Consider the following 25,150-nt stretch of genomic DNA (forward strand, 5'->3'; position numbering starts at 1 on the left):
CGTTATCGGTCAAAGACGGACCGACACGGACAGAATCGGTCACGCAGCTGATTTCATCCGGGCAAGCAACGACCTTCGAGGAGCGGATCCCTGCGCGAATCCCCTACCGGGGAAAGGGCCGTCCGCCTACGCCCGAGTCGCCGGATGGCGCCTTCCTACACATGGTTCGCGTCCACATGCTTCGCGTCCACGCGCACATGAGGAACCGTCCGGCGACGTCCGATCCGCCCTCCCCGGCCCCGCCGCACCCCTGGCGCGGTCAGTGCTCGCGTGGTGCCGGCACCACGCGCTCCACCTCGGGGTGGACGGTGAGCAGCTGCCGCATGGCCGCCTCGGCGCCCGAGCCGTCGCCGGCGGCGAGCGCGTCGACAATGCGCGCGTGGTGGGAGACGGCCGCCTCGTTGGGCCGGTCACATCCGGTGACCGGACCGCCGGACACCTGAAGGGCGGCGGACACGATGCCGGAGAGGTGCTCGAGCATCCTGTTGCCCGCGAGCTGGATGAGCAGCGAGTGGAACTCCGCATCCGCGCGCGCGAAGGTGATCGGGTCCCCCTGCCCCAGGGCGTGCCGCATGATCTCCACCATGTCGGCAAGGCGCTGCTGGGCGTCCTCCCTGCCGTGTCCGGCGGCGAGCCGCGCGGCGAGCGGCTCGATCGTCCAGCGCAGCTCGCTCAGCTCGCGCCGCTGGTCGTCGCGCTGCGGCCCGAAGGCGCGCCATTCGATGATGTCCGGGTCCAGCAGGTTCCAGTCACTGACCGGCCGCACGCGCGTGCCGACGTTCGGCCGGGCGCTGACCAGGCCCTTGGCCTCCAGTACGCGCAAGGACTCGCGGACGACGGTGCGGGACACCTCGAATCGCTGGCCGATCTCCTCCGGAACCAGCGGGCGGTCGGCGCCGAGGTCGCCGGAGACGATCATCTGCCCCAACTGCTGTACGAGTTGGCCGTGCAGGCCGCGCCCGCGGCTGCCCGTGGGACGGCGGCCCACCCGGCCGAGATCCGGGTCCGCGCTCTCCCATGCGGGGCTGCCGACGCGCTCGGCGGGCGACTCCGCATAGGGGTAGCGATCGAGTTCGCCCGGTCCTGCGAGGCCGGAGTCGGCGGAGCGGGCGGCGGTCATCATGGTGTGCGCAAGGGTAGTCACGGAATCTGTTGTCGGCGCCGTCCCCAACTCCCTTGAGGTCTTTGGTGAAAAGCACACGAAAGGGTGATCTCCCTCCTCGCCGCACTTGACGCCTTATCGGAAAGAAATGGGCGTTCCACGGGGAGTTGTGCGCAGCGAGGGATCGGAAGGCGTCGGGCGGTCGTCACCGCACCCGCGTACGCAGCGCTGTGAGCAGATACGCGCAGAGCAGAGCGCTCAACGACAACACCAGCGCACCACCCACAGGTTGAGCGATCAGCCGCACTCCGGCGGCCGCGAACCGATCGGCCCCGAACGGCCAGTCCACCAGGGCAAGATCACGCAGCCGCACCGGAAGTCCCGCCGCCGTTCGCACAGATGGTCCCTCAAGGGCCTTCTGTACGAGCGGCACGATGATGATCGGAACAGCCACCACCGCGGCCAGTCCCGCGGCCGTCGACCGGAACAGCCCCGCCGCGAGAACGCCCGCCCAGGAGCACCCGACGACCAGCGCGAACCAACTCGCGGTCAAGGAAGGCCAGTCGGCGGGAACTTGCGTGAGCTCCGATCCGTATACGAGGTAGAGCGACACGGCATCGGCGGCGACGGCGAGCAGGCCCACGAGGAGCGCGGTCGCCGCGCCGACCAGCAGTTTCGCGGCGAGAAGTCCCAAGCGGCGGGGGACGGTTCCGCGGTCCGCGGCGAGCGCGGGGTGACGGAACTCCTCGCCGAAGGCGAAGGCGCCGAGCAGCCCCGCGCCCAGGGCGGCCGGCGGCAGGGGGAGTTCCCGCGGCCAGGCGGCGAGCAGGCGCGGCTGCGGCGTGTGTCCGGAGCGGGCGAGCAGCACGGCAAGAAGCGCGGAGACGGCGAGAACCAGTGCGACGGTGACGTAACCGGTGGCGATGCCGGTCGCGCGACGCAGTTCGTAGCGCACCGGACGCAGCGGTCCGCGGGCGGTCCGCGTGACGATGGGGGGTGGCAGCGGCGGCAGCGCGGTGGAGGGCCGACGCGCTGAGTCGGCGCCCGGAGCACGGCCGTTCGACGCGGCGGCACGGGTGTGGGGTTCCGGACGGCCCTGCGACGCGGAGCCGGTATGCGCTGCCCGGATCGACGACGTCGGGTCCGTGAGCGGCACGAACGTGCTTGTGGGGGCGGAGTCGTCGAGGGGCGCGGGGCACGCTGGAACACTCGTACGACCGTCGGCGTCGGCGTCGGCGTCGGCGTCGGCCGCAGGTTCGGCGGCACGGGCATCGTCGTCAGCGGCAGCGCGGGGTGCCGCCTTTGAAGGGCCCGCGTCGCCGATCTCGTCGGCGAGTTGGTGAACGAGGATGCCGTGCCGGAACGCGATCTCTCCCACATCCGCACAGGTGCTGCCGTACACCGACAGTCGGCTGCCGTCCTCCGTGACCACTTCGACGGAGCGCCTGGCCGTGCGCGCCTCCTTCGCGAGGAGGACGCCGAACCGCGCGGCGTGCGGGGTGCGGACCGCGACCCGAGGGCGCAGCCGCGTGCGCGCGAAGTCGGCGACGTCCTGGTCCGCGACCACCTTGCCCGCGTCGAGCGTGACGACGCGGTCTGCGACCCGCGCGGCCTCCTTGGCGTCGTCGGTGGTGAACAGGACCGTGCCGCCGAGCTCGGCGCGCGCCCTCAGGATGTCGTGCAGCCACCGGCTCTCCCGGCCCGAGAGGCCGGCAGCGGGCCCGTCGAGCACCAGCGTGTGCGGATCGGCGAGCAGCGCGCAGGCCAGCCCGAGCCGCCGGTCCATGCCGCGCGACAAGGTGCCCAGGCGTTCGTCGCGCAGGCTCACCAGGCCCACCACTTCCAGCACTTCGTCCGCGCGTCGTACGGGCACGCCGGCCGCGGAGCACAGCATGCGCAGATGACCACGGACCGTACGTGCCGGGTGGCCGGGCACATCGCCGAGCAGCACGCCGACTTCTCGCGCGGGGTGGGCGATGCGGTGCAGCGGACGGCCTCTGAAGTAGGTGATGCCACGGCCCTGTTGCAGTTCGAGCATCAGACGTACGGCGGTCGTCTTGCCCGACCGGCGTGTGCCCAGCAGGGCGGTGACACGGCCGACGGGCACGTCGAAGGACACGTCGTCGACCGCGGGCGGGTTCCCCTTACGTGCGTTACTGGTCAGTCCGATGGCCTGGATCATCGCTTCCCTCGCAGGACGGGCGACCGCTCGGCGGCCGGGACCCGTCCGCCGGCCGGGCGACGGGCGAATCCCTCGGGTACTCCAGCAAGATAACGCGATATTTAACGCATTTCGGGCACCGTGCTTACGTGAGTGCCCGCGATTCCACGCCCCGTTCGGGCCCATGGCGGCTCAACGAGCGCCACCCGCGACACCCGCACGCCACGGCCGCGGCATCGGCGAGTTGATCAGGCCTCCGGGCGCAGCATCGGCGGATTGAGCAGCGTCGCGCCACCGGCCCGGAAGAGCTGGGCCGGGCGGCCTCCCTGGCGGGTGGTGGTGCCGCCGGTCGGCACCAGGAAACCCGGCGTGCCCGTCACCTTGCGGTGGAAGTTGCGCGGGTCGAGGGCGACGCCCCACACGGCTTCGTAGACGCGGCGCAGCTCTCCGACGGTGAACTCCGGCGGGCAGAACGCCGTGGCGAGCGAGGAGTACTCGATCTTGGAGCGCGCCCGCTCCACCCCGTCGGCCAGGATCTGCGCGTGGTCGAAGGCCAGCGGTGCCGCCTGTTCGCCCTCGCGCCCGTAGCCACCACGATTCAGCAGCGCCTCGACCGGGGCCCACCGCGCACTGTGCGCGTCGCCGCCCGGGCGGGGCGCGGGCAGGTCGGGAGCGAGTGCGAGATGGGCGACGCTGACCACACGCATCCGTGGATCCCGCTTCGGCTCGCCGTATGTGGCCAGCTGTTCCAGGTGCGCGCCGTTGTCCTGAGCCGGCGCCATCGGGTCGTGGGCGCACAGCCCTGTTTCCTCGATCAGCTCGCGCGCGGCCGCCGCCGTCAGGTCCTCGTCGTCCCGCACGAATCCACCGGGCAGGGCCCAACGCCCTTGGAACGGCGGTTCACCACGGCGTACCGCCAATGCGCACAGCGCGTGACGGCGCACGGTCAACACGACCAGATCGACGGTGACTGCGAAGGGCGGAAAGGCCGACGGGTCGTATCGCGACATGGAACGATCATAGTCGTCTGCCTGACGATAAACACTCCCTTCGCTCGTCTGCTCCGCCCCGCTCCAGGCGGCCCGTACCAGTCCTGTTGTGTCGTGAGCCGCTCCCGTCACACCCCCAACTGCAGTTCCTCCGCGGCCTCCTCCACCATGGCGAGGCCGAGCCTGCTGACGCGTACCGAGAATGCCTGACCCGCGACCCGCAGTCCGGTCAGCCCGATCTCCCCCAGCGGAGCGCCGCGCATCGGCGTCAGCGTCACGGTGCGGGCCGGTACGTCGGGTCGGACGCCCGCGAGAGTGGCCAGGATGTGCACTCCGGAGGCGGCCGCGACGGCGGCGGGTCTGCACGCGGCGGGGTGCGGCAACGGAGCACCTCCCTCGACCCGCTGCAGCCCCGCGTACATCTCGGGAAGCCTGCTGTCGAAGGCGTCCGCCGCGGCCAGGAGGCCCCTGATCAGGGACGCGGCCTCCTTCTCGTACCCAGCGGCGGTCAGGCCCGAGGCGGCGATCGCGGTGTCGTGCACCCGCACGGCTCCCGAGCGGTGCCCGAACGGGTTGTACGACGCCTCCTTCACCCCCAGGCTTCTGAGCCCCCATCCGGAGTCGAGCCCCGGCCCGCCGAGCAGTCTCGCGAGCTGCTCGGTCTGCACCTTGTCGAGCAGGCCCGGTGCGCACACGCCCGCGCCGAGCAATCCGGTGTCCAGAAGGTGGGCGGCGCCGCTGCCCAGCCGCGCGGCCCGCCTCCCGTCCGCCGTGCGTACGGCCGCCGGCCTGCCCCCGCCGCGGTCCTCCACCCAGAAGTCCTCCCGGAAGCGCCGCCGCAGTTCCTCGGCCCATTGGCGCAGTTCACCGCCGCCGGGCCGGTCGTGGGCGTCGAGCAGTTCGGCGCCGAGCAGGGCCGCGCGGTACGCGTGTGCCTGGGTCTCGCACCGCTGGACGCCTCCGGGGCCGGGGTCCGGGATGTACGGGCCTTCGCGCGCGGTGGTCCGCAGCCACCGCAGGCAGCGCTCGGCGGCGGGCAGCAGCTCCGCCACTTCGTGCTCGGCGAGGCCCCACCGTCTGGCCTCGGCGAGCACGACCGGGAACAGGAGCGTGGCCTCGATTCCGGTGCAGTGGGGCGGCAGTTGCGCGCCCGCCTGCCGTCGCGGCCCGGGCAGCTTCCCGAACTCCGCTCCCGGCTCCCGCAGTTGGGTACGCGCGAGGGCGCGCAGGGTGCCCTGGGCCAGCCGCGTCCCCAAGGGCAGGGCCATCCGGGCGGCCGCCAGCGCCTCGGCCGGTGCCGGACCGCAGCGCCACGGTGCGCCCGCGGCCACTGAGACGTCCGAGGGATGCGAGGGGTCACGCACCAGGAGCGCCTGGAGGTCGGCGATGCTGCCGCGCAGCAGCGGTCCCACGCGCGGGTCGTCCCCCTGCGCGACGGCGGGGGCCATCGGCCGTAGCGAACCGTGTCCCGCCGATCTGCCGTCGCCCCCGTCGCCCGTCCGCACGCGCAACCGCACCGTGCACCTGCCGCCCGGCGGCACGTCGAGCTCCCAGCGCAGCAGGCCGGCGGACGCGAGGGCGTCCGTGGGCGGCGGTGTCACCGTGACCAGGACAGTCGGTCCACCACCGGCCGGCGACGACCAGCGAAGCCCGGAGTCGTGGACCATGGCGGGCAGTTCGCGCCCGCCGCGCCCCGCCGACACGGCGCCGAGCTCGGCGAGGTCGGTGCCGAGGGCGAGCTCGAGCGGCAGCCGCAGGGGACGCTGCGCGGAACTGTGCAGCGTGATGCTTTCCGTACCGTCCGCGCTCCGGGTCCGCTCGACCACGACGTCCGGGTCGGGTCCGGCGGTGGCGGACGCCCGTACCGTCGCCATGAAGCAGGCCCGGTCCGCCGAGATCATGCGCGCCTGCACTGCGAGCGGTTCGCGTCCCGCCACCCGGATCTGACAGCGCGACAGCAGACGCCTGCCTCCGTGGTAGAAGCCGTCGAGTCCTTGGCCGGTGAGCTGCCCCTGGGCCGAGGAGATCGCGAGGCCGGGCAGCGCGACGCAGATCAACGCCTGGTGGACCGAAGGGAGTTCCACGTCCCTCGGCAGCGTGCGGGCGGGTCCCGTGGCCGGTGCCTGGAGGCCGGGGTGTCCCAGAGGCGTACGCGGTCGTCCCGGCGAAGGCTCTGGCGGCCCGACACCGGGGCCGCTGTTCGGGGGTGGCGCTCCCGGCGCCTCACGTACCGCTATGGAGGTACAGGGCACATCGGCATCAGGCACCGTAGGTGCGTACTGTCGCGAAGCGTTGGACGTCATCCTCGCTCCCCTCCCCCTGCGCGTACGGCATTGCGCCGGACTGCTGTGCACCTCGGCGGCGCGGCCCGGCCGTCGCCACCGTCCACTGAGATGAACGGGGCGCACCCACCCCAAGTAACGCCGCAGGGCGGCGAAGCGGGGCAGCGGGGCCGCGCGGTGGTCGGGCCTCATCCGTCGCCCCTGCTCCGCTGCCGCCTCGGGCGGCGCTGCTCCGTGGGGCGCCGAGGTGCACGCGCGCCCGCACGCGCAGGTCGTGTCCCTGCTCCGGGACGCCGCTCGCCCCGTCGGCGCAGGGCCGCCTCCAGGCCGCGAGCCGCACGGGACATTCCCGGGTCGGCGGCGCCTCCGGGGACGACCGCCGCCGAAGGTCGAGGCGCGCCCGCGCCGGTGGGGTCGCTGTCCACCGACCCGGCGGACACGTCGAGTGCGTCCGGTCCCGGTTCAGGGGCTGTTCGGCTCGCCCTCAGGGAGTGCCGAATGGGTTCGGGGTCGAGCCCGTCGGCCCGTGCTTCGTTGAGCAACCGGGCGAACACGTAGCTCGGGTCCACGCCCAAGGCCATCTCCAGCGCCTGGTCGGCCTCTACGGTGTCGCCGAGCGACCAGGCCACCCAGCCCGCGAGTGCCAGCGGCGCGGCGGCGTACTCCCGGTACGAGCCGACGCACCGACGCGCCAGTGCCCGCCAAAGGCGCAGTGCGTGGGCCGCCTCCTCGCCCTCCATCCACTCCGCGGCCCGATCCCTGGTCACCCGGTCCTGGAGGCCGAGAATCAGCGACGCGGCCTCGTCGTGCGCCAGCAGCTCGTCGTCCTTGAGGTCCGCCGAAAGCGCGTCGTCCGCTCCCGAAGCATCCGCGAGGCGCCGCATGAGCAGGCGGGCGAGATCCAGCGTCGCCGCCTCCACCTCCTCGCGAGGAGTCCCGGCAAGGATCCTCGGCACGAGGTCCATCGCCGCCGCGTCGAGGGCCCGCGTCTGGTCCGCGACCAGCGCCGTTTCCAGGGGAGCGAGGCGCGCCCTCATCCTCCCCAGGGAATCCCGTACTCGAATGCCGGCGAAGGCGGCCGTGGCGGCCATCACCGAGGTGCCCTCGCTCGCGATGACGTTGCCCTCCGCGGGGCAGCACTCGGCGCGCGGGCAGCAGTAGGACCAGTACCTGCCTTCCGAGAGACACAGGGCTTCCGTCACCGGCACGTCGAGGCTGCCGCACTCGGTACGCAGGAGTTGGGCGAGCGGCCTGAGGCGTTCCATGAGCCGCTGTCCCGCATCGGGGCCCGGAGTCGTGGCGTCCTGGCAGAGGAACGCGACGATGCTGTCGGGGTGTCCGTCCCTGCGCTCGCACTCGCCGATCAGGCACTGGGCCATCTGTCGCGCCACGGCCGCCCAGTCCTCGGTGCGCTCGGGAATCCCGAGGCGCACGCGACCGCCGAACCGCCCTTTGTGCAGGGCGACCAGGACGACGCTGTCCTCGGGCCGGAACCCGAGCAAGTACGGGAGCGCCTCGGCGAGTTCGCCTGCCGTGCGGAGGGTGATCTTCGCTTCGCCGGCCGTCCCGGCGGGTTCGCTGTGATTCGTCATACGCCGACCATGCCGCGGAACGCGATGCTCCGGTTTTGCCTGTGGATAACCCCGAGCAGGGACACGACAGGAGTTGTCCACAGGTCGGCGGGGTCGTTCGCGCGATGTCAGTGCCATCGGGTTGCATGGGGGCATGAGCAACGAAGAGCTGCGGACAGCCGCCGATGCCGTCCTCGCCCGCCTCGTCGGCGATCCGAGCGGCGGGGCCAGACTGCGCGAGGACCAGTGGCGGGCCATCGAGGCCCTGGTCGCCGAGCACCGGCGGGCCCTCGTCGTGCAGCGCACCGGCTGGGGCAAGTCCGCGGTGTACTTCGTCGCGACCGCGCTGATCCGCCGGCGCGGGGGCGGGCCGACCGTGATCGTCTCCCCGCTGCTGGCGCTCATGCGCAATCAGGTGGAGGCGGCGGAGCGTGCGGGCATCCGCGCCCGCACCATCAACTCGTCGAACACCGAGGAGTGGGACGCCGTGCGGGCCGATGTGGCGGCCGGTGACGTCGACGTTCTGCTGGTCAGCCCCGAGCGGCTCAACAACCCGGACTTCCGGGACAACGTACTGCCCCAACTCGCCGCCGCCACGGGCCTGCTCGTCGTCGACGAGGCGCACTGCATCTCGGACTGGGGGCATGACTTCCGCCCCGACTACCGCCGCCTGCGCACGATGCTGGCCGAGCTGCCGCAGGGCGTGCCCGTGCTGGCGACGACGGCGACGGCCAACGCGCGCGTGACGGCGGACGTCGCGGACCAGCTCGGCACCGGTTCCGGTTCGGACGACGCCCTGGTGCTGCGTGGCCCGCTCGACCGCGAGAGCCTCAGCCTCGGCGTGCTGCAACTGCCGGACGCCGCGCACCGTTTGGCCTGGCTCGCCGACCACCTGGACGAGCTGCCGGGCTCCGGGATCATCTACACCCTCACCGTCGCCGCGGCGGAGGAGGTCACGGCCTATCTGCGACAGTGCGGCCACACCGTGTCCTCGTACACGGGGAAGACGGAGAACGCGGACCGCCAGCAGGCCGAGGAGGACCTGCTGGCGAACCGGGTGAAGGCCCTGGTCGCCACGTCCGCGCTGGGGATGGGCTTCGACAAGCCGGACCTCGGCTTCGTCGTCCACCTGGGCTCCCCGTCCTCGCCGATCGCCTACTACCAGCAGGTGGGTCGCGCCGGGCGTGGCGTGGACCACGCGGAGGTGCTGCTGCTTCCCGGCAAGGAGGACGAGGCGATCTGGCGCTACTTCGCCTCGCTCGCCTTCCCTCCGGAGGATCAGGTGCGGCGCACCCTGGATGTGCTCGCGCGGTCCGAGCGGCCGCTCTCCCTGCCCGCGCTCGAACCACTCGTGGAGCTGCGCCGCTCCCGCCTGGAGACCATGCTCAAGGTCCTCGACGTGGACGGCGCCGTGCACCGGGTGAAGGGCGGCTGGATCGCCACCGGACAGCCCTGGGCGTACGACACCGAGCGGTACGCGTGGGTGGCCAAGCAGCGCGAGACCGAGCAGCAGGCGATGCGGGACTACGCGACGACGACCGGCTGCCGTATGGAGTTCCTGCGCCGTCAGCTGGACGACGAGGAGGCGGCTCCCTGCGGCCGGTGCGACAACTGCGCGGCGCCGCGGTTCTCGGACGCCGTCTCGCCCGAGGCGCTGAACTCGGCGCGCGGTGAACTCGGCCGCCCCGGCGTCGAGGTGGAGCCCCGGAAGATGTGGCCGACCGGCCTCGCGGCGGTGGGCATCGACCTCAAGGGCCGCATCCCCGCGGGCGAGCAGGCGTCGGCGGGGCGGGCGCTCGGCCGCCTCTCGGACATCGGCTGGGGCAACCGGCTGCGCCCGATGTTCACGCCGCAGGCCCAGGACGGGCCGGTGCCGGACGACGTGGCGGGTGCCGTCGTCGACGTGCTCGCCGACTGGGCCAAGGGTCCGGGCGGCTGGGCGTCCGGGTCCCCCGACGCGTCACCGCGCCCCGTGGGCGTGGTGACGATGGCGTCGCACACCCGCCCGCAGCTGATCCACTCCTTGGGCGCGGGCATCGCGCAGGTCGGCCGCATGCCGCTGCTGGGCAGCCTCTCGTACGCTCCGGGCAGTGACACCGCGCACATCTCGCGCAGCAACAGCGCACAGCGACTGCGCGCCCTCGACGGCACGTTGACGCTCCCGCCCGAACTGTCCGAGGCGCTCGCACGCGCGGGCGGCCCGGTGCTGCTCGTCGACGACTACACGGAGACCGGCTGGACGCTGGCGATGGCCGCGCGGCTGCTGCGCCGGGCGGGCGCCGAGGGGGTGTTGCCACTGGTCCTGGCGGTACAGGGCTGAAGCACGCGTCGGGCGAGCGACCTTTGGGCAGGGATATTGACGACGCATCGCCAGATACGGGAACGCGGTCCCAATTGCTCGTTGCCGTCTGCCACGACGACGGGAAGAATTGGAATCGCTCCCCGCGCGGCTCCCCGTGGCCCCGTAGAGCTCTGCCGCGGTGCGCCCCCACCCTCAGTCCGACCCCGCCCTCCGTGTGGGCGTGTAGCCGAAGGGAGGACCGTGGCCTTCGGATTCGCTCCGTACTCGGCGGCGTCAATGTCCGCGTCCTCGATGCGTACCGAGAGGTCCGCCGATTCCGTCAACCGACCGACGAGGCTGCTCGAACCCGCGGAGTGGGCAGCCGCCGGCATCCCGCTGCTGCGCAATCCGCGCGAGGTCGTCAGCGGGCTGCACACCCGCCACCGACCGATCCCCCGGACCGCCGTCGTAGCCGTGCTCGACCCCGAGGAGCGGCTGCGGGCCAGCGCCTCGTTCGTGCGCCGTGAGAGCGCCACCGACGGCTGGACGTTCCGCAACGCCCTGCTGTCCCAGCTGCGCCGGGTCATCCCGCACGACCTGCGCCGCCGCACCCCGGTCCGCACCGCGGTGCTGCTGTACTGCCGCGAGGGGGACACCCGTTGGACGGAGGAGGACGGGGCCTGGATGTGGGGGCTGCGCGACGCGTGCACGCTGCACGGCCTGCGCTGCGGGGCGTACATCACGATGACGCGGGACGGCTGGCAGGTGCTCGGCGAAGGCAGGGCGGGCCGCCGCCCGAGCGTGGGCTCCGTGGCCGAGGCCCTGGGCCGGGGCGAAGCGTCGGCGGCGCCACGCACCGGCGGCGCCGCAACGGAAGTGCTCCGCCGCGCCGCGGCACGCTGAACCGCGCCACCGCGGCCGCGCGCCCGCCTGCCGGACTCCCCTGACACCGCTTCGCGGTGCGGGCAGCCGGCAAGCGGCGCGTCAGACCCCGGCGCCCAGCGCCGAGTTGATGCGCTGCGGGTCACCGCACACGATCAGCAGGGCACCGGCCCGGCCGAGCGCGAGCGGCAGCGCCGCGGTGGCGACCTCGTCGGCTCCGCCGTTCACGGCGACGACGACCACCGGGCGGGCCGCGGCGCGGTCCAGGGCGGAGGCGTCGGCGTAGAAGACGTCGTCGCGGGCGTCGTGCTGCGCCCAGTAGGAGTCCTCGCCGAAGGACAGCTCGTGGGCCGCCCACGGGTGCGGGTCACCGGTGGTGATCACCAGGACGTCGCCGGGCCCGCGACCCGAGTCGAGCAGCAGGTCGAGGGCCTCCTCCGCGGCGTCCAGCGCACCGTCGGCCGAGGCCGGGATGAGCTGGATCTGCGGCTGAGTGTCCGAAGTCGGCGTGGCAGCGGGGGCGTTCGGCCCCGGCTTGGGGACACCCGCCGACTCGCGCGGAGGTCGCTGCGCGGACGGCGTGGGCCTTGAGGGACCCGGACGTCCGGGTCGCGGGGGCGCCGCGGGACGCGGGCCGGGTACGGGGCGGGGGGTCGGCGCGGTACGGCCGCTGGCGGGCGTGGCGCGGGGACCCTGGGCACTCTCGTGAATCTGAGGCTCCTCGGGACTGAGAGGCATGAGCTGATATCTATCAAACGCAGGTGCGACTCGCGTCAGCGGGTGGCACGTCAGTGCGAACGCGGTGGTCAGAAGTCGAAGCCGAGCTGGCCCTCGATCTCCGGAACGCCGACATCCGCCCAGCTGCGGGCCTTCTTGAGGTGTCGCCACTGGGGCAGCGCATCAAGATACGCCCACGAAAGCCGGTGGATCGGGGTGGGCCCCCGCTCCTCCAGCGCGGCGCGATGCACCGGCGACGGGTATCCGGCATTGGCCGCAAACCCGAAGTCTGCATGGTCGATGCCCAGTTCGGCCATCATTTTGTCGCGGCGGACCTTGGCGATCACCGACGCCGCGGCGACGGCGATGCAGGAACGGTCCCCCTTGATCACCGTACGAACCTGCCAGGGGGCACCCAGGTAGTCGTGCTTCCCGTCGAGGATGACCGCCTCCGGCCGCACCGGCAGCCCTTCGAGGGCGCGCACGGCGGCGAGCCGCAGGGCGGCGGTCATTCCCAGGTCATCGATCTCCTCGGGCGAGGCGTGCCCGAGGGCGTGCGCCGTCACCCAGCTCTCCAGCTGGTCCGCGAGGGACTCGCGGCGCTTGGGGCTGATCAGCTTGGAGTCGGTGAGGCCCTCCGGCGGACGGCGCAGCCCGGTGACGGCGGCGCAGACGGTGACCGGACCGGCCCAGGCACCGCGGCCAACCTCGTCGACACCGGCAATGATCTTGGCACCGGTGGTTGCGCGCAGTGAGCGCTCGACGGTGTGGGTGGGTGCTTCGTACGGCATGGCGGCAGACAGCGTACGCCGCCCGGGTACCGCCGCGACACCCGGCTCGCCTCAATCCGTGTGCCGACGCAACAACGGGACCATCACGCGGTCGATCATCTCCACCAGATCCCCCTCTTCCCATTCGCTTCCGCACACCTTCGAGCGGTACATCATCAACGCCGGAATCACGTCACACACGCTGGCCTCGTCGACGTCGGGACGCACCTCTCCCCGCTCAACACCACGACGTACGACTTTCTTGATCAGTTCGACGCTGGGCTCGACGACCCCTTCGGTGATCACACTGTGGAAGCGCTCGGCGGTCAGGGTGTCGCATTCGTGAAGCACCGAACGCAGCGCGTAGCCGGACCGGGAGTACATGGCCGACCGCATGCGGCGGCACAGCTCCAGCAGGTCCTCCCGTACGTTTCCGCACTCCGGCGCCGAGTCGAGGGCGGGCAGCCCCGCCTGGAGCGCGTCGACGACGAGGTCCTCCTTGGAGGGCCAGCGCCGGTACACCGCGGCCTTGCCGGTCTGCGCGCCCGCGGCGACGCCTTCCATGGTCAGACCGTTCCAGCCGACCGTACTGAGCTGATCCAACGTCGCCTCCAGGATGGCCCGTTCGAGCACGGGGCCACGCCTGCGAAGGACGGCGGCCGCCTGAGCGGGGGCGGCCGTCCGACGTGAACTAACCATCTTCATCTCTCCGTTGAGCGGTCCGAGAGCGGTTCGAACGCGCGGCAGCGGGCTTCGGCGGACAACGGCGTCCGCCGATGGGGAGCCACTACCGAGCATGTCAGGCGTGCCCCGTCCTTTCGACGGTTCGGCCACGAGGACCTTTCGCGACGCGGCCAATTCCGGCGAGGAACGCCCGTGTTCGCGACGCGCTCGACCGGACGGCGGCCCGCGCGGTCACGGCACGAGCACGAGCTTGCCCACGGAGCGCCGCGCCAGCAGATCCTCATGGGCGCGCCCGGCATCGGCCAGTGGATAGCTGCCGCCCGCCAGGGGCCGCAACCGCCCCTGCCGGGTCAGCGCGATCATCTCCTTGAGCGGACCGCCGACCGCGCCCGGACCTGCCAGCACCGGCCGCAGCCAGAAGCCGATCACCGCGGCGTTGCGTCGGCCGAGCGCCATCGGATCGACACGCGCGACCGGGCCGCGCGAGGCATTGCCGTACGAGACGATCCTGCCGAAGCGAAGAGCTCGCCGCCCGTGGCATCGAGAATCACGTCCGGCCTCTCGTCGAGCGGATAGCGGGCGACGGCATCCGCGCCCAGCTCCAGGGCGAGCGCCTCCTTGTCGGGCGTGAACGCCTGGGCCAGCACCCGCCCCGCCCCGAACTCCTTGGCGAGTTGCACGGCGAGGCTTCCCACTCCGCCGGCCGCCGCATGCACCAGGACGCTCTCGCCCGCCCGCAGTCGCGCGGCCGTCCGCAGCAGATGCCAGGCGGTCAGGCCCTGCATCAGCAGGGCGAGGGCCGACGCCGGAGCAAGACCCTCGGGGACGTCGACGAGCGCGGAGTCCTTGGCGACGGCGTACTCCGCGTACCCCTGCGAGACCCGGGCGAGGACGCGCCGGCCGGTCGGGGTGCGGCCGACGACCTCACTGCCCGGGATGTACGGCAGGGCGCCGGCATCGAGGTAGGAGCCGTCGACCTGGTGGGTCTCGGCGAAATTGATCCCCGCGGCTTCGACCCTGAGCAGGGTCTCACCGGACTTCGGGACAGGGGTGGGCACCTCGACGACGGTGAGGACCTCAGGGCCGCCGAAGCGGTCGAACCGAACAGCGCGCATGGGACTGTCACTTACCCTCACTGGTTGGGGCCGTGAGCCGGCCGACGACGGGGAGTCCGCTCGGTGCGTCAGAGCGCTGAGCCGCCACTCACGCTGATCCACTGCCCGGTGATCCAGCGCGCGTCGTCGGAGACCAGGAAGGCGACCGCGTCGGCGATGTCCGAGGGACGCCCCATCCGGTTGAAGACCGAGAACGCCGCAAGCCCCGCCGCGGCCTCGGGAGTCTGCCTCAGTTCGGCGTTCATCTCCGTCTCCGTGAAGCCGGGAGCAACGGTGTTGACCGTGATGTCGCGGTCCCCCACATGCTTGGCGAGCGCCAGCGTGAGGACATCGACCGCGCCCTTGGACATGGAGTACGCGATCGACTCCGGGAAGGCGCTTCGGGTCACCGCCGAGGAGACATTGACGATGCGGCCCCCCTTGCGCATCCGCGCGAGCCCGTACTTGGCGAGGAAGAAGGGGCCCCGCGTATTGACCGTGAACACCTCGTCGAAATGCTCCTCGGTGGCCGCCTCGATGTCGCCGAGCGGGCCGATCGCCGCATTGTTGACGAGGATGTCGAGGCCGGCGTCGAGCCCGAGCTCCGCGAGTGCGGCGTCGAACTCCGCGTAGAGCACCGGGGCGGCGTCCGGGGCGCGCAGGTCCGCGCCGACCGGGAAGGCGGTACCGCCCGCCCGCCGTATCGCGTCTACGGTGCCGTGCGCCGCCGCCTCGTCGCTGCCGTAGTGGACGGCGACGACCGCCCCATCAGCGGCCAGTCGCTCGGCCACCCCCGGCCTATCCCCCGACTCGCCCCGGTGACCAGCGCTGTCCTGCCCTTGAGAGCGCCCATGGATGATCTTCCCCCCTGTGGCACGAGGTCGATACGGAGCAGTGGTGCGAGTGGGCCGCGGAGCTGCTGCGGACACGGTCCCGCACACCGACCCCTGGCACGCCGGCCCCGGCCACACCCGCCCCTGCCACGCCGCAGACGGATTCCCGCTGACCGAGCCTCAACCTCACGCGGCGGCGCGGCGTCAACTCCCTTAGAGAACGCTTGTGTTCACTTGCGACGGCCCGCTAGTCTCCCCATAGAGAACGGAACCGTTCACTAATCTGCCCCGGGGGACTTCCCGTGACGCAAGATCAGATACAGGTCCATCCGACCTCACCCAGCGCGCCGGTACGCACTTCGCGCCCCGCGCGCCCCGCCATCGCCCTCACGGTGATCGCCGCGTGCCAGCTGATGGTCGTGCTCGACGCGACCATCGTGAACATCGCCCTGCCGCACATCCAGACGGCTCTGGGCTTCTCCACCAACAACCTGACCTGGGTGATCAATGCCTACGCGCTCACCTTCGGCGGACTGCTGCTCCTGGGCGGCCGGGCCGGGGACCTGCTCGGGCGCCGCCGCATGTTCATCACCGGAATCGGCCTGTTCAGCCTGGCCTCGCTCTTAGGCGGATTCGCCCAGGAACCCTGGCAGTTGCTCGCGGCCCGCGCCCTTCAAGGGGTCGGCGGCGCGATCGCCTCGCCCACCTCGCTGGCCCTCATCGCCACCACGTTCCCCGAAGGGCCCGAGCGGAACCGGGCGTTCGGGGTCTTCGCCTCCGTTTCGGCCGGTGGCGGCGCCGTCGGGCTGCTCGCGGGCGGCATGCTCACCGACTGGCTGGACTGGCGATGGGTGCTCTTCGTCAACGTCCCCATAGGCGTACTGATCGCCCTCCTCGCCCCTCGCTACATCAACGAATCGCAGCGCCATCCCGGCCGGTTCGACCTCCCGGGCGCCCTCACCTCGACCCTCGGCATGGCCGCCCTGGTGTACGGATTCATCCGTGCCGCCTCCGAAGGCTGGAGCGACACCCTCTCCATCACGTCCTTCGGTGCGGCCGCCCTGCTGCTGCTCTCCTTCATCGCCATCGAGAGGCGCACCAGTCAACCGATCACGCCGCTGCGGCTGTTCAAGGACCGCAACCGGTCGGGCACCTACGCGATGATGCTCAGCCTCGCCGCGGCGATGTTCGGCATGTTCTTCTTCATCGTGCTCTTCGTGCAGAACGTGCTGCACTACAGCCCGGTCAAGGCCGGCCTCGCCTTCCTTCCGGTGACGGCCGCCATCGTGCTCGGCGCCGGGATCGCCACGAACCTGCTGCCCCGGCTCGGCCCCAAGCCCTTCATGGTCGTCGGCTCCCTGCTGACCGCCACCGGCATGGGCTGGCTGACGCTCATCGACCCCGGCAGCTCCTACCTCGGCGGGATTCTCGGCCCGATGCTCCTGTTCGGCTTCGGCATGGGCCTGAACTTCGTCACGCTCACCCTGACCGCCGTCTCCGGCATAGCCGACAGCGAGTCCGGCGCGGCATCCGGCATGCTCAACACCACGCAGCAGGTCGGCGGCGCCCTCGGGCTCTCGGTCCTCACCACGATCTTCAGCAGCGCCAGCACGGACGAGGCCAAGAAGCAGGTTCCGAAGTTCCTCGCCGAAGGCTCACCGGAGCAGAAGGCGGAGTTCGCCAGGACCCACCGGCTGCCCGCCCCGTGGAACGACACGGTGCTCGCCCACGGCATCGGCAACGCCTTCGTAGCCGCCGCCACGCTGGCAGTGGCCGCGGCGCTCATCGCCCTGTTCGTCATCCAGGTGCGCAAGAGCGACCTGGAGGCGCTGAGCGGGCGGTCGGGCACCTCGGGGGCCTCGGTCTGAGGACACCCCGGTCTACGCGGTCGGCGCCCAGGCCGGCAGTGGCTCGGTCCGCCCGAGCCACTCGGCCGAGGGCGCCCCGTCCTTGCCGGAGGCGACGACGCCGCCCACGATCGCGCAGGTCGTGTCCATGTCGCCGCCGACCTGGGCCGTGTCCCAGAAGGCCCGCTCGAAGTCGCCGAGGCCGCGCGCCGCCGACCAGAGGGCGAAGGGGACGGTGTCGTGCGCGGTCGTCCTGCGGCCACAGCCGAGGACGGCCGCCACGGTGGACGGGTCCCCGTAGTCGAGCATGTCCTTGGCCCGGCGCAGCCCCGCGCCCACCGCGCTGCGCGGCACGAGCGCGATCACGCCGTCCAGCAGCTCCCGCGGCGTCGGAGGCCCCGAGGGGTCCGCGACCAGGGCGGTGGCGGCGGCCACCGCCATCGCGCCCACGACGGCCTCCCGGTGCTGGTGCGTCGGGTACGCGGAGATCTCGGCCTGGTGCGTGGCCTGCTCGGGATCGTCGGCGTAGTAGGCGCCGAGCGGCGCGATCCGCATCGCCGCGCCGTTGCCCCACGACCCCCGCCCGTTGAACAGCGCGGAGGCCAGGGACCTCCAGTCGCCGCCCTCGCGGACCTGCCGCAGCACCTTGGTCACGGCGGGGCCGTATCCACGCCCGTCGTCGTGGTGCTCCGCGAACATACGCGCCAGCTCGTCCTGGTCGACACGCTCGTGAGCGGCCAGGACGGACACGACGGAGCAGGCCATCTCGGTGTCGTCGGTCCACTGCCACGTACCGTCCGGCAGGGCGCGGCGCTTGAGCAGCGGATAGTTCGCGGGAACGAAGAATTGGGATCCCAGCGCGTCCCCCACGGAGAGTCCGCGCAGGCTGGACAGGGCGCGGTGCAGGCGCCCGTCGGGAGAGGAGTCAGCGGTCATCGCCCTGCCACTCTATCCGGTGACCCCGTACGATTCCGGTTCGCGCCAGCGGTCGAAGGGACGGTCCAGGGTGTACTTGCCGTTCTCCCCGAGAACGAGCAGCCGGCTCTCCGCGTTCCCCGGGTTCGACAGCGACTCGAAATCCCCGACGGTCCAGTGGAACCAGCGCATGCAGAACAGCCGCATGGTCAGTCCGTGCGTCACGAGCAGGACGTTCGGCGGGTGGTCCGGGGCCTCGAAGCTGCGGTGCAGGCTCTCCAGGAAGGCGCCCACCCGGTCGTACACGTCCGCCCCCGACTCGCCCTGGGCGAACCGGTAGAAGAAGTGCCCGTAGGCGTCGCGGTACGCCTTCTGCAGCCGTACGTCCTCGCGGTCCTGCCAGTTGCCCCAGTCCTGCTCCCTGAGCCGGGGCTCCTCCCGTACCCGTACGAGATCGGGGTCGAGCCGGAAGGCGCGGAAGGTCTCGTGGGTGCGCCGGTACGGCGAGACGTACACGCTCACCCGCTCGCGTCCGAAGAGCCGCCGGAGGTCCTCGCCGGTGGTCTCGGCCTGCCGCCACCCCTTGTCGGTGAGCGTCAGGGCGTGATCGGGCTCGCGCTCGTAGATGGTGTCGTCGGCGTTGCCTTCGGATTCGCCGTGCCGGACAAGAACGATGCGCCGCGGTCGTGCCATGCACACGACCCTAGATCGCCTCGGGCGTTTACACCGTCCAGGTCGACTCCAGTTGCACGATGTCCCCGGTGATGGCCGCGATGTCGACGTCCGTCTGGGCCCGCGCCGACAGCCGCTCCACCCGGTCGACCTGGTACTTGCCGTGCTCGGCCGCCGAGCTCCACATGGACAGGACGAGGAATTCGTCGCCCGGGGCGTCGCCGAACAGCCCCCGGACCATGCCGGGCGAGCCGGCCATCGCCGGGTTCCACACCTTCTGCTGCATCAGCGTGAAGTGCTCGGCCCGCTCGGCGTGCACCTTGCAGTGCGCCACCCGCACGACGTCCGCGTCCGTGAACCGCGGCTCGAACCCGGTCTTCACATCGAAGCGATGGTCGAACAGCTTGGCCTGGATGTTCTTGTACGTTCCCGACTGCGCGGCCGCAAGCCGGTCATGGGAGCGCGCCATGAAGGAGTCGTAGAAGGCACGGCTCTCCCAGAAGCCGAAGACGTGGGCCACTTCGGGGCGTTGCCTGCTCCAGCCGCCACCCTGCCCTCGGAATCCCGGCTCTCCCAGTAGCCCCGCCCATTTCCGCTGTCCCCGCTCGAAACCCCGACGGTCCACCACAGTGCAACGAATCCACTTGACCAGCACCGCGCCATCGTACGGCGCGCGTGCCGCCTGTCGTGGTGGTCCCGAACCCACGGTCGAGCACTCTCTGAGGGAGATGGCCGTGTTGTTGTCAGTGGGACCACGTAGCGTATCCAGTGCAATCAACATCGCACCGAGGAGGGGGAGTTCGGTGAGCAGCCTCCGCAAGGGGATCGAGAAGATCGAGGTCGGTCTGAAGTGGGACCCGAGTCCGATGGGTTCTCCTCCCCATGACCTGGACCTGATCGCCGCGACGTACACGAGCGACGCCCCGCACGGCAGCCCCGCGTACATCGTTCACTTCGACAGCCGTTCGCCCGACGGGACCATCACGCTCAACCGCGACAGCAGAACCGGCCAGGGCTTCGGCTTCGACGAGGTCATGACGCTCGAACTGGAGCGGCTCGCGCCCCAGTACGCGCGCGTGGTCGTGGGCGTGGCCATCCAGCAGAGCGAGCAGGAGCCCGGCGGCGCCAAGGTGTTCGCGGACATCCCGAACACCGCCGTACGCATACGAGAGGGCTACACCGACCTGTCGCAACACGACCTGTCAGTGGTCTCCGGCTCCTCGGCAGCCACCATCGCGGAGTTCACCCGGGACGCCGACGGCGAGTGGCAGTTCCGCGAGGCGGTGCGGGGCTTCGGCGACGGGGATCTGAACGGGTTCGCGGCTGTGATGGGCGCCCTGTAGGCGCATCCGGTTCGCCCACGCCGAAGGGCGGCGGAACCGTAGTGGTTCCGCCGCCCTTCGGGTCAGGCGTCAAGCCTGGTCAGGCAAGGCCCGGATCAGCTGCAACCGCTCGTCGAGCCGCAGCCCTCGCAGATGTAGCAGGAGCCGGCCCGCTGCATCTTCGTGCCGCAGGAGAAGCAGAGCGGGGCGTCGGCCTGGATGCCCAGCTGCATTTCCACGAGCTCGGCGCTGGTGTGCGCCTGCTGCGGCACGGACTGCGCGGAGTCGTCCCCGGCCTTCGACGCCTCGACGGCCTTCAACTCCTGGGCGCGCGGCGCCGACTGGGACAGGCCCTCGACGTCGACCTCGGCATCGTCGACGGACGGCTCGTAGGAGCCCGTCTCCAGGTGACGCTGGCGCTCCTCGGCGGAGTGGATGCCGAGCGCGGAGCGCGTCTCGAAGGGCAGGAAGTCGAGCGCCAGGCGGCGGAAGATGTAGTCGACGATCGACTGCGCCATCCGCACGTCCGGGTCGTCCGTCATGCCGGCCGGCTCGAAGCGCATGTTGGTGAACTTCGAGACGTAGGTCTCCAGCGGCACGCCGTACTGGAGGCCGACCGAGACGGCGATGGAGAAGGCGTCCATCATGCCCGCGAGGGTGGAGCCCTGCTTGGACATCTTCAGGAAGACCTCGCCGAGACCGTCGTCCGGGTAGGAATTGGCGGTCATGTAGCCCTCGGCGCCGCCCACCGTGAAGGAGGTGGTGATGCCGGGACGGCCCTTGGGGAGGCGCTTGCGGACCGGGCGGTACTCGACGACCTTCTCGATGGCCGTACGGATCTCGCCCTCGGTCTTCTCGGCGACCTGCTCGGCCTCCTTCTCCTTCTTCTTGGCGGAGAGGGGCTGGCCGACCTTGCAGTTGTCGCGGTAGATGGCGAGCGCCTTGACGCCCATCTTCCAGGCCTCGAAGTAGACCTCCTCGACGTCCTCGACCGTCGCCGTCTCCGGCAGGTTGACGGTCTTGGAGAGGGCGCCGGAGATCCACGGCTGGATGGCGGCCATCATGCGGACGTGGCCCATCGCGGAGATGGAACGCTCGCCCATGGCGCAGTCGAACACCTCGTAGTGCTCGAGCTTGAGGCCGGGAGCGTCCACCACATTGCCGTGCTCGGCGATGTGGGCGACGATCGCCTCGATCTGCTCCTCCTGGTAGCCCAGGCGACGCAGGGCCTGCGGCACGGTGCCGTTGACGATCTGCATCGAGCCGCCGCCGACCAGCTTCTTGAACTTGACCAGGGCGAGGTCGGGCTCAAGGCCGGTGGTGTCGCAGGACATCGCGAGACCGATGGTGCCGGTCGGGGCGATGACCGACGCCTGGGCGTTACGGAAACCGTTCTTCTCGCCGAGCCGGACCACGTCCTGCCAGGCCTCCGTGGCGGCGGCCCAGATCGGGGTGTCCAGGTCGTCCATGCGGACGGCCTCGGTGTTGGCGTCGGCGTGCTGCTTCATGACGCGGTTGTGCGGGGTCGCGTTCTTCGCGTAGCCGTCGTACGGGCCGACGACCGCGGCGAGCTCGGCCGAGCGCTTGTAGGACGTACCCGTCATCAGCGAGGTGATGGCGCCGGCGAGGGCGCGGCCGCCGTCCGAGTCGTAGGCGTGGCCGGTCGCCATGAGCAGGGCGCCCAGGTTCGCGTAACCGATGCCGAGCTGACGGAAGGCGCGGGTGTTCTCGCCGATCTTCTGCGTCGGGAAGTCCGCGAAGCAGATGGAGATGTCCATCGCGGTGATGACCAGCTCGACGATCTTCGAGAAGCGCTCGACGTCGAAGGACTGGTTGCCCAGGCCGTCGTCCTTCAGGAACTTCATCAGGTTCAGCGAGGCGAGGTTGCAGGACGTGTTGTCCAGGTGCATGTACTCGCTGCACGGGTTCGAGCCGTTGATGCGGCCGGACTCCGGGCACGTGTGCCAGTGGTTGATGGTGTCGTCGTACTGGATGCCGGGGTCGGCACACGCCCAGGCGGCCTCGGCCATCTTGCGGAAGAGGGACTTGGCCTCGACCTCCTCGATGACCTCGCCGTCCATGCGGCCGCGCAGGCCGAACTTCGAGCCGGACTCGACGGCCTTCATGAACTCGTCGTTCACACGGACCGAGTTGTTGGCGTTCTGGTACTGGACGGACGTGATGTCGTCGCCGCCCAGGTCCATGTCGAAGCCCGCGTCACGCAGGGCGCGGATCTTCTCCTCTTCCTTCACCTTGGTCTCGATGAAGCCCTCGATGTCGGGGTGGTCGACGTCGAGGATGACCATCTTGGCCGCGCGGCGCGTGGCGCCACCCGACTTGATCGTTCCTGCAGAGGCGTCGGCACCGCGCATGAAGGAGACGGGGCCCGAGGCGTTGCCGCCGGAGGAGAGCAGCTCCTTGGAGGAGCGGATCCGGGAGAGGTTCAGGCCGGCGCCGGAGCCGCCCTTGAAGATCATGCCCTCTTCCTTGTACCAGTCGAGGATCGACTCCATGGAGTCGTCGACGGACAGGATGAAGCAGGCCGAGACCTGCTGGGGCTGCGGGGTGCCGACGTTGAACCACACCGGCGAGTTGAAGCTGAAGATCTGGTGCAGGAGGGCGTAGGCCAGCTCGTGCTCGAAGATCTCGGCGTCGGCGGGCGAGGCGAAGTACTTGTTCTCCTCACCGGCCTTCCGGTACGTCTTCACGATGCGGTCGATGAGCTGCTTGAGGCTCACCTCGCGCTGCGGGGTGCCGACCGCGCCCCGGAAGTACTTGCTGGTGACGATGTTGACCGCGTTCACCGACCAGAACTCGGGGAACTCGACGCCACGCTGCTCGAAATTGACCGAGCCGTCGCGCCAATTGGTCATGACGACGTCACGATGCGCCCACTCCACCTCGTCGTACGGGTGCACGCCGGGGGTGGTGTGGATGCGCTCGATACGCAGACCCTTGCTGGCCTTGGCTCCCTTGGCTCGGGAGCCTCGTGCCGGGCCGCTCGCCGTCTCTGTCATGCCGCCTCCCATATATCGGGCTAAAACGCCCTAAAGTGCCCGGATCTTCCCGTGCACGGTGTGTGTCTTGATGTTGCGGCCGCCGCTCTTGCCGCCCGCAACAGGTCTTTGGGTCGCCGCCCGCCCGGCCCGTGGCCGTCAGTCGGCGGCGTGGGCGGGCACGGGGACTTCTACAGTCCCTCCGGGCCCGCTCTCGGTCTCAGCGCGCTCTGCGCCCGCGCGGTCCGCTTCCGCGTCAGGCGTTTGTTCCCTCAGTTCCGCGATCGCCGACTCGAAGTCCTCCAGCGAGTCGAACGCCCGGTACACGGACGCGAACCGCAGGTAGGCGACGAGGTCCAGCTGCTGAAGCGGGCCGAGTATGGCCAGGCCCACGTCGTGCGTGGTCAGTTCGGCGCTTCCGGTGGCGCGCACCGCCTCCTCGACCCGCTGGCCGAGCTGGGCGAGGGCGTCCTCGGTGACCGGACGCCCCTGACACGCCTTGCGTACGCCGTTGATGACCTTGGTGCGGCTGAAGGGTTCGGTCACCCCGCTCCGCTTCACCACCATCAGCGAGCACGTCTCCACCGTCGTGAAACGACGGGAGCAGTCCGGACACTGACGGCGCCGGCGGATCGACGTGCCGTCGTCGGTGGTGCGGCTGTCGACGACACGACTGTCGGGATGCCTACAGAAGGGGCAGTGCATGAACTCCCAACCCTCCTTCACGGCACGACTCGATAGCTCCGAGGGGCTGGTCACGCCTCTCGAAGCAGCCCCAAGCATAGGCGATGGCCACGGCCGAGATGGACCGGGGACCACAACTTCTGGGCTGCGGATCCAATCCAACCACTACATCTGGGGTTTGGCTGCGTATTGAGCCCTAGCGCGTGTCGCGCGCGGAAACCGGCACGGCGCAAGAAAGTCCGAGGGCGGTGCCTGGTTGACGGAGGGACGAGTGGCAGACTGGGGGACCCACGGGCCGAGCCTCGACTCCAGCGCTGAAGCGTACCGGATTGAGCTGAATTGCCACTCCACTTCACGTCCACTTCGAGGCGGCCATACACCCGGGCACATGATCACGACAAGCAATCTACGATTTTTCACTCGAACGTGTGTTTGGCGCAACCTTTCGAAAGGAACTACCGTTGGCTAGCTAGGGAGACATTCTCGAGAGGGGCCGACCGACGTGACCACGACCGCAGACAGTGCCACCATCACTGCCCAGGGCCGCTCCCAGGGCCGACTCGAGCCGGTGCATGCCATGAATGACGCAGCCATGAGCCAGGAGGGGCCCAAGCCCGGGCGCTCCCTGCCCGGCCGACCTCCAGGCATCCGGGCCGACAGCTCGGGCCTCACGGACCGGCAGCGCCGCGTGATCGAGGTCATCCGGGACTCGGTGCAGCGTCGGGGGTACCCGCCGTCCATGCGGGAGATCGGCCAGGCGGTCGGCCTGTCCAGCACGTCGTCGGTCGCGCACCAGCTAATGGCACTCGAGCGCAAGGGCTTCCTGCGCCGTGACCCGCACCGCCCGCGCGCGTACGAGGTACGTGGCTCGGACCAGCCCAGCGCGCAGCCCACGGACACCGCGGGCAAGCCCGCCGCGTCGTACGTGCCGCTGGTGGGCCGGATCGCCGCCGGTGGGCCGATCCTGGCCGAGGAGTCGGTCGAGGATGTCTTCCCGCTCCCCCGGCAGCTCGTCGGTGACGGTGAGCTGTTCGTCCTGAAGGTCGTCGGTGACTCCATGATCGAGGCCGCGATCTGCGACGGGGACTGGGTCACGGTCCGCCGCCAGCCCGTCGCGGAGAACGGTGACATCGTCGCCGCGATGCTGGACGGCGAGGCCACGGTCAAGCGCTTCAAGCGCGAGGACGGCCATGTCTGGCTCCTCCCGCACAACTCCGCGTACCAGCCGATTCCCGGCGACGAGGCGACGATCCTCGGCAAGGTGGTAGCCGTTCTGCGGCGCGTGTGAGGCTCTTCCCTGACCGGGCCCCGGAACCTACTGCGCCGGTTCCGGGGCCCTGCGCTGTCC

General features: G+C 70.9%; 20 protein-coding genes and 1 pseudogene. 5 read left to right on the plus strand and 16 right to left on the minus strand.

Translation table 11 applies throughout. The annotated features are described in order from the left end of the window. Nucleotides 1-259 precede the first annotated feature (259 nt). The 5 genes from RBJ65_RS10910 to RBJ65_RS10930 all read right to left on the minus strand — a co-directional run bounded on the left by RBJ65_RS10910 (nt 260) and on the right by RBJ65_RS10930 (nt 8,126). A complete protein-coding gene (locus RBJ65_RS10910) occupies nt 260-1,144 on the minus strand; it encodes a FadR/GntR family transcriptional regulator (RefSeq protein ID WP_306318090.1) in 885 nt (294 codons plus the stop codon). A 163-nt stretch (nt 1,145-1,307) separates the two neighbouring features. Next, on the minus strand, nt 1,308-3,284 hold the full coding sequence (locus RBJ65_RS10915) for an ATP-binding cassette domain-containing protein (protein WP_306318089.1): 1,977 nt from the start codon (nt 3,282-3,284) through the stop codon (nt 1,308-1,310). 227 nt (nt 3,285-3,511) lie between these two features. Further along, nucleotides 3,512-4,273 carry an NUDIX domain-containing protein gene (locus tag RBJ65_RS10920; RefSeq protein WP_306318088.1) on the minus strand — a complete coding sequence of 254 codons (762 nt, stop codon included), beginning with the start codon at nt 4,271-4,273 and terminating at the stop codon, nt 3,512-3,514. 107 nt (nt 4,274-4,380) lie between these two features. Next, a complete protein-coding gene (locus RBJ65_RS10925; protein WP_306318087.1) occupies nt 4,381-6,336 on the minus strand; it encodes a glycogen debranching N-terminal domain-containing protein in 1,956 nt (651 codons plus the stop codon). 386 nt (nt 6,337-6,722) lie between these two features. Next, nucleotides 6,723-8,126, minus strand: coding sequence for a DUF4192 domain-containing protein (locus RBJ65_RS10930; RefSeq protein ID WP_306318086.1), 1,404 nt, complete (start codon nt 8,124-8,126; stop codon nt 6,723-6,725). Between the two features lie 133 nt (nt 8,127-8,259). Here RBJ65_RS10930 and RBJ65_RS10935 point away from each other — a divergent pair, with 133 nt between their 5' ends. Together RBJ65_RS10935 and RBJ65_RS10940 are read left to right on the plus strand one after the other, a co-directional pair. Then, nucleotides 8,260-10,425: a RecQ family ATP-dependent DNA helicase gene (locus RBJ65_RS10935; protein WP_306318085.1), complete on the plus strand. Its 2,166-nt coding sequence runs from the start codon at nt 8,260-8,262 to the stop codon at nt 10,423-10,425. A 222-nt stretch (nt 10,426-10,647) separates the two neighbouring features. Beyond that, complete coding sequence (locus tag RBJ65_RS10940; RefSeq protein ID WP_306318084.1) at nt 10,648-11,289, plus strand: hypothetical protein; 642 nt, start codon at nt 10,648-10,650, stop codon at nt 11,287-11,289. A gap of 81 nt (nt 11,290-11,370) precedes the next feature. Here RBJ65_RS10940 and RBJ65_RS10945 read toward each other — a convergent pair whose 3' ends face one another. From RBJ65_RS10945 to RBJ65_RS10970, 6 genes and pseudogenes are all read right to left on the minus strand, one after another. After that, nucleotides 11,371-12,006 (minus strand): hypothetical protein, encoded by a 636-nt coding sequence (locus tag RBJ65_RS10945; protein WP_306318083.1) that lies wholly within the window; start codon nt 12,004-12,006, stop codon nt 11,371-11,373. 68 nt (nt 12,007-12,074) lie between these two features. Beyond that, nucleotides 12,075-12,776, minus strand: a complete 702-nt coding sequence (locus RBJ65_RS10950) for a ribonuclease HII (RefSeq protein ID WP_306318082.1) — start codon at nt 12,774-12,776, stop codon at nt 12,075-12,077. A gap of 51 nt (nt 12,777-12,827) precedes the next feature. Next, nucleotides 12,828-13,454 (minus strand): TetR/AcrR family transcriptional regulator, encoded by a 627-nt coding sequence (locus tag RBJ65_RS10955; protein WP_306318081.1) that lies wholly within the window; start codon nt 13,452-13,454, stop codon nt 12,828-12,830. Between the two features lie 216 nt (nt 13,455-13,670). Then, complete coding sequence (locus RBJ65_RS10960; RefSeq protein WP_306318325.1) at nt 13,671-13,946, minus strand: zinc-binding dehydrogenase; 276 nt, start codon at nt 13,944-13,946, stop codon at nt 13,671-13,673. Further along, a complete protein-coding gene (locus RBJ65_RS10965; protein ID WP_306318080.1) occupies nt 13,865-14,554 on the minus strand; it encodes a zinc-binding dehydrogenase in 690 nt (229 codons plus the stop codon). Before RBJ65_RS10965 ends, RBJ65_RS10960 begins: the two co-directional genes overlap by 82 nt. A gap of 68 nt (nt 14,555-14,622) precedes the next feature. Then, nucleotides 14,623-15,386: pseudogene (locus RBJ65_RS10970) on the minus strand (SDR family oxidoreductase). Between the two features lie 297 nt (nt 15,387-15,683). Between RBJ65_RS10970 and RBJ65_RS10975 the strand changes: the two are divergent. After that, nucleotides 15,684-17,234, plus strand: a complete 1,551-nt coding sequence (locus RBJ65_RS10975) for an MFS transporter (RefSeq protein ID WP_372341237.1) — start codon at nt 15,684-15,686, stop codon at nt 17,232-17,234. A gap of 12 nt (nt 17,235-17,246) precedes the next feature. Here RBJ65_RS10975 and RBJ65_RS10980 read toward each other — a convergent pair whose 3' ends face one another. The 3 genes from RBJ65_RS10980 to RBJ65_RS10990 are packed head-to-tail and all read right to left on the minus strand — an operon-like array spanning nt 17,247 to nt 19,455. After that, on the minus strand, nt 17,247-18,149 hold the full coding sequence (locus RBJ65_RS10980) for an ADP-ribosylglycohydrolase family protein (RefSeq protein ID WP_306318079.1): 903 nt from the start codon (nt 18,147-18,149) through the stop codon (nt 17,247-17,249). 12 nt (nt 18,150-18,161) lie between these two features. Continuing rightward, complete coding sequence (locus RBJ65_RS10985; protein WP_306318078.1) at nt 18,162-18,821, minus strand: histidine phosphatase family protein; 660 nt, start codon at nt 18,819-18,821, stop codon at nt 18,162-18,164. Nucleotides 18,822-18,849: 28 nt separating this feature from the next. Next, complete coding sequence (locus RBJ65_RS10990; protein ID WP_306318077.1) at nt 18,850-19,455, minus strand: YdbC family protein; 606 nt, start codon at nt 19,453-19,455, stop codon at nt 18,850-18,852. A 148-nt stretch (nt 19,456-19,603) separates the two neighbouring features. Between RBJ65_RS10990 and RBJ65_RS10995 the strand changes: the two genes are divergently transcribed. Then, complete coding sequence (locus RBJ65_RS10995) at nt 19,604-20,143, plus strand: TerD family protein (RefSeq protein WP_306318076.1); 540 nt, start codon at nt 19,604-19,606, stop codon at nt 20,141-20,143. A gap of 95 nt (nt 20,144-20,238) precedes the next feature. Here RBJ65_RS10995 and RBJ65_RS11000 read toward each other — a convergent pair whose 3' ends face one another. Together RBJ65_RS11000 and nrdR are read right to left on the minus strand one after the other, a co-directional pair. Then, nucleotides 20,239-23,139: a vitamin B12-dependent ribonucleotide reductase gene (locus tag RBJ65_RS11000; RefSeq protein ID WP_306318075.1), complete on the minus strand. Its 2,901-nt coding sequence runs from the start codon at nt 23,137-23,139 to the stop codon at nt 20,239-20,241. 138 nt (nt 23,140-23,277) lie between these two features. Continuing rightward, on the minus strand, nt 23,278-23,823 hold the full coding sequence (gene nrdR, locus RBJ65_RS11005) for a transcriptional regulator NrdR (RefSeq protein ID WP_306318323.1): 546 nt from the start codon (nt 23,821-23,823) through the stop codon (nt 23,278-23,280). Nucleotides 23,824-24,304: 481 nt separating this feature from the next. Here nrdR and lexA point away from each other — a divergent pair, with 481 nt between their 5' ends. Then, nucleotides 24,305-25,090, plus strand: coding sequence for a transcriptional repressor LexA (lexA, locus tag RBJ65_RS11010; RefSeq protein ID WP_306318074.1), 786 nt, complete (start codon nt 24,305-24,307; stop codon nt 25,088-25,090). The last annotated feature ends 60 nt before the right edge of the window (nt 25,091-25,150 follow it).

The sequence above is a fragment of the Streptomyces sp. KL109B genome, from assembly GCF_030766935.1.
GTDB lineage: Bacteria > Actinomycetota > Actinomycetes > Streptomycetales > Streptomycetaceae > Streptomyces.

What these genes read in the sequence shown, in the direction of transcription:
- RBJ65_RS10930 (WP_306318086.1), bottom strand. Translation starts at nt 8,126, where the DNA reads ATGACGAATCACAGCGAACCCGCCGGGACGGCCGGCGAAGCGAAGATC.
- RBJ65_RS10980 (WP_306318079.1), bottom strand. Translation starts at nt 18,149, where the DNA reads ATGACCGCTGACTCCTCTCCCGACGGGCGCCTGCACCGCGCCCTGTCC.
- RBJ65_RS10985 (WP_306318078.1), bottom strand. Translation starts at nt 18,821, where the DNA reads ATGGCACGACCGCGGCGCATCGTTCTTGTCCGGCACGGCGAATCCGAA.
- RBJ65_RS10955 (WP_306318081.1), bottom strand. Translation starts at nt 13,454, where the DNA reads ATGGTTAGTTCACGTCGGACGGCCGCCCCCGCTCAGGCGGCCGCCGTC.
- RBJ65_RS10915 (WP_306318089.1), bottom strand. Translation starts at nt 3,284, where the DNA reads ATGATCCAGGCCATCGGACTGACCAGTAACGCACGTAAGGGGAACCCG.
- RBJ65_RS10920 (WP_306318088.1), bottom strand. Translation starts at nt 4,273, where the DNA reads ATGTCGCGATACGACCCGTCGGCCTTTCCGCCCTTCGCAGTCACCGTC.
- RBJ65_RS11000 (WP_306318075.1), bottom strand. Translation starts at nt 23,139, where the DNA reads ATGACAGAGACGGCGAGCGGCCCGGCACGAGGCTCCCGAGCCAAGGGA.
- RBJ65_RS10950 (WP_306318082.1), bottom strand. Translation starts at nt 12,776, where the DNA reads ATGCCGTACGAAGCACCCACCCACACCGTCGAGCGCTCACTGCGCGCA.
- RBJ65_RS10935 (WP_306318085.1), top strand. Translation starts at nt 8,260, where the DNA reads ATGAGCAACGAAGAGCTGCGGACAGCCGCCGATGCCGTCCTCGCCCGC.
- RBJ65_RS10965 (WP_306318080.1), bottom strand. Translation starts at nt 14,554, where the DNA reads ATGCGCGCTGTTCGGTTCGACCGCTTCGGCGGCCCTGAGGTCCTCACC.
- RBJ65_RS10945 (WP_306318083.1), bottom strand. Translation starts at nt 12,006, where the DNA reads ATGCCTCTCAGTCCCGAGGAGCCTCAGATTCACGAGAGTGCCCAGGGT.
- nrdR (WP_306318323.1), bottom strand. Translation starts at nt 23,823, where the DNA reads ATGCACTGCCCCTTCTGTAGGCATCCCGACAGTCGTGTCGTCGACAGC.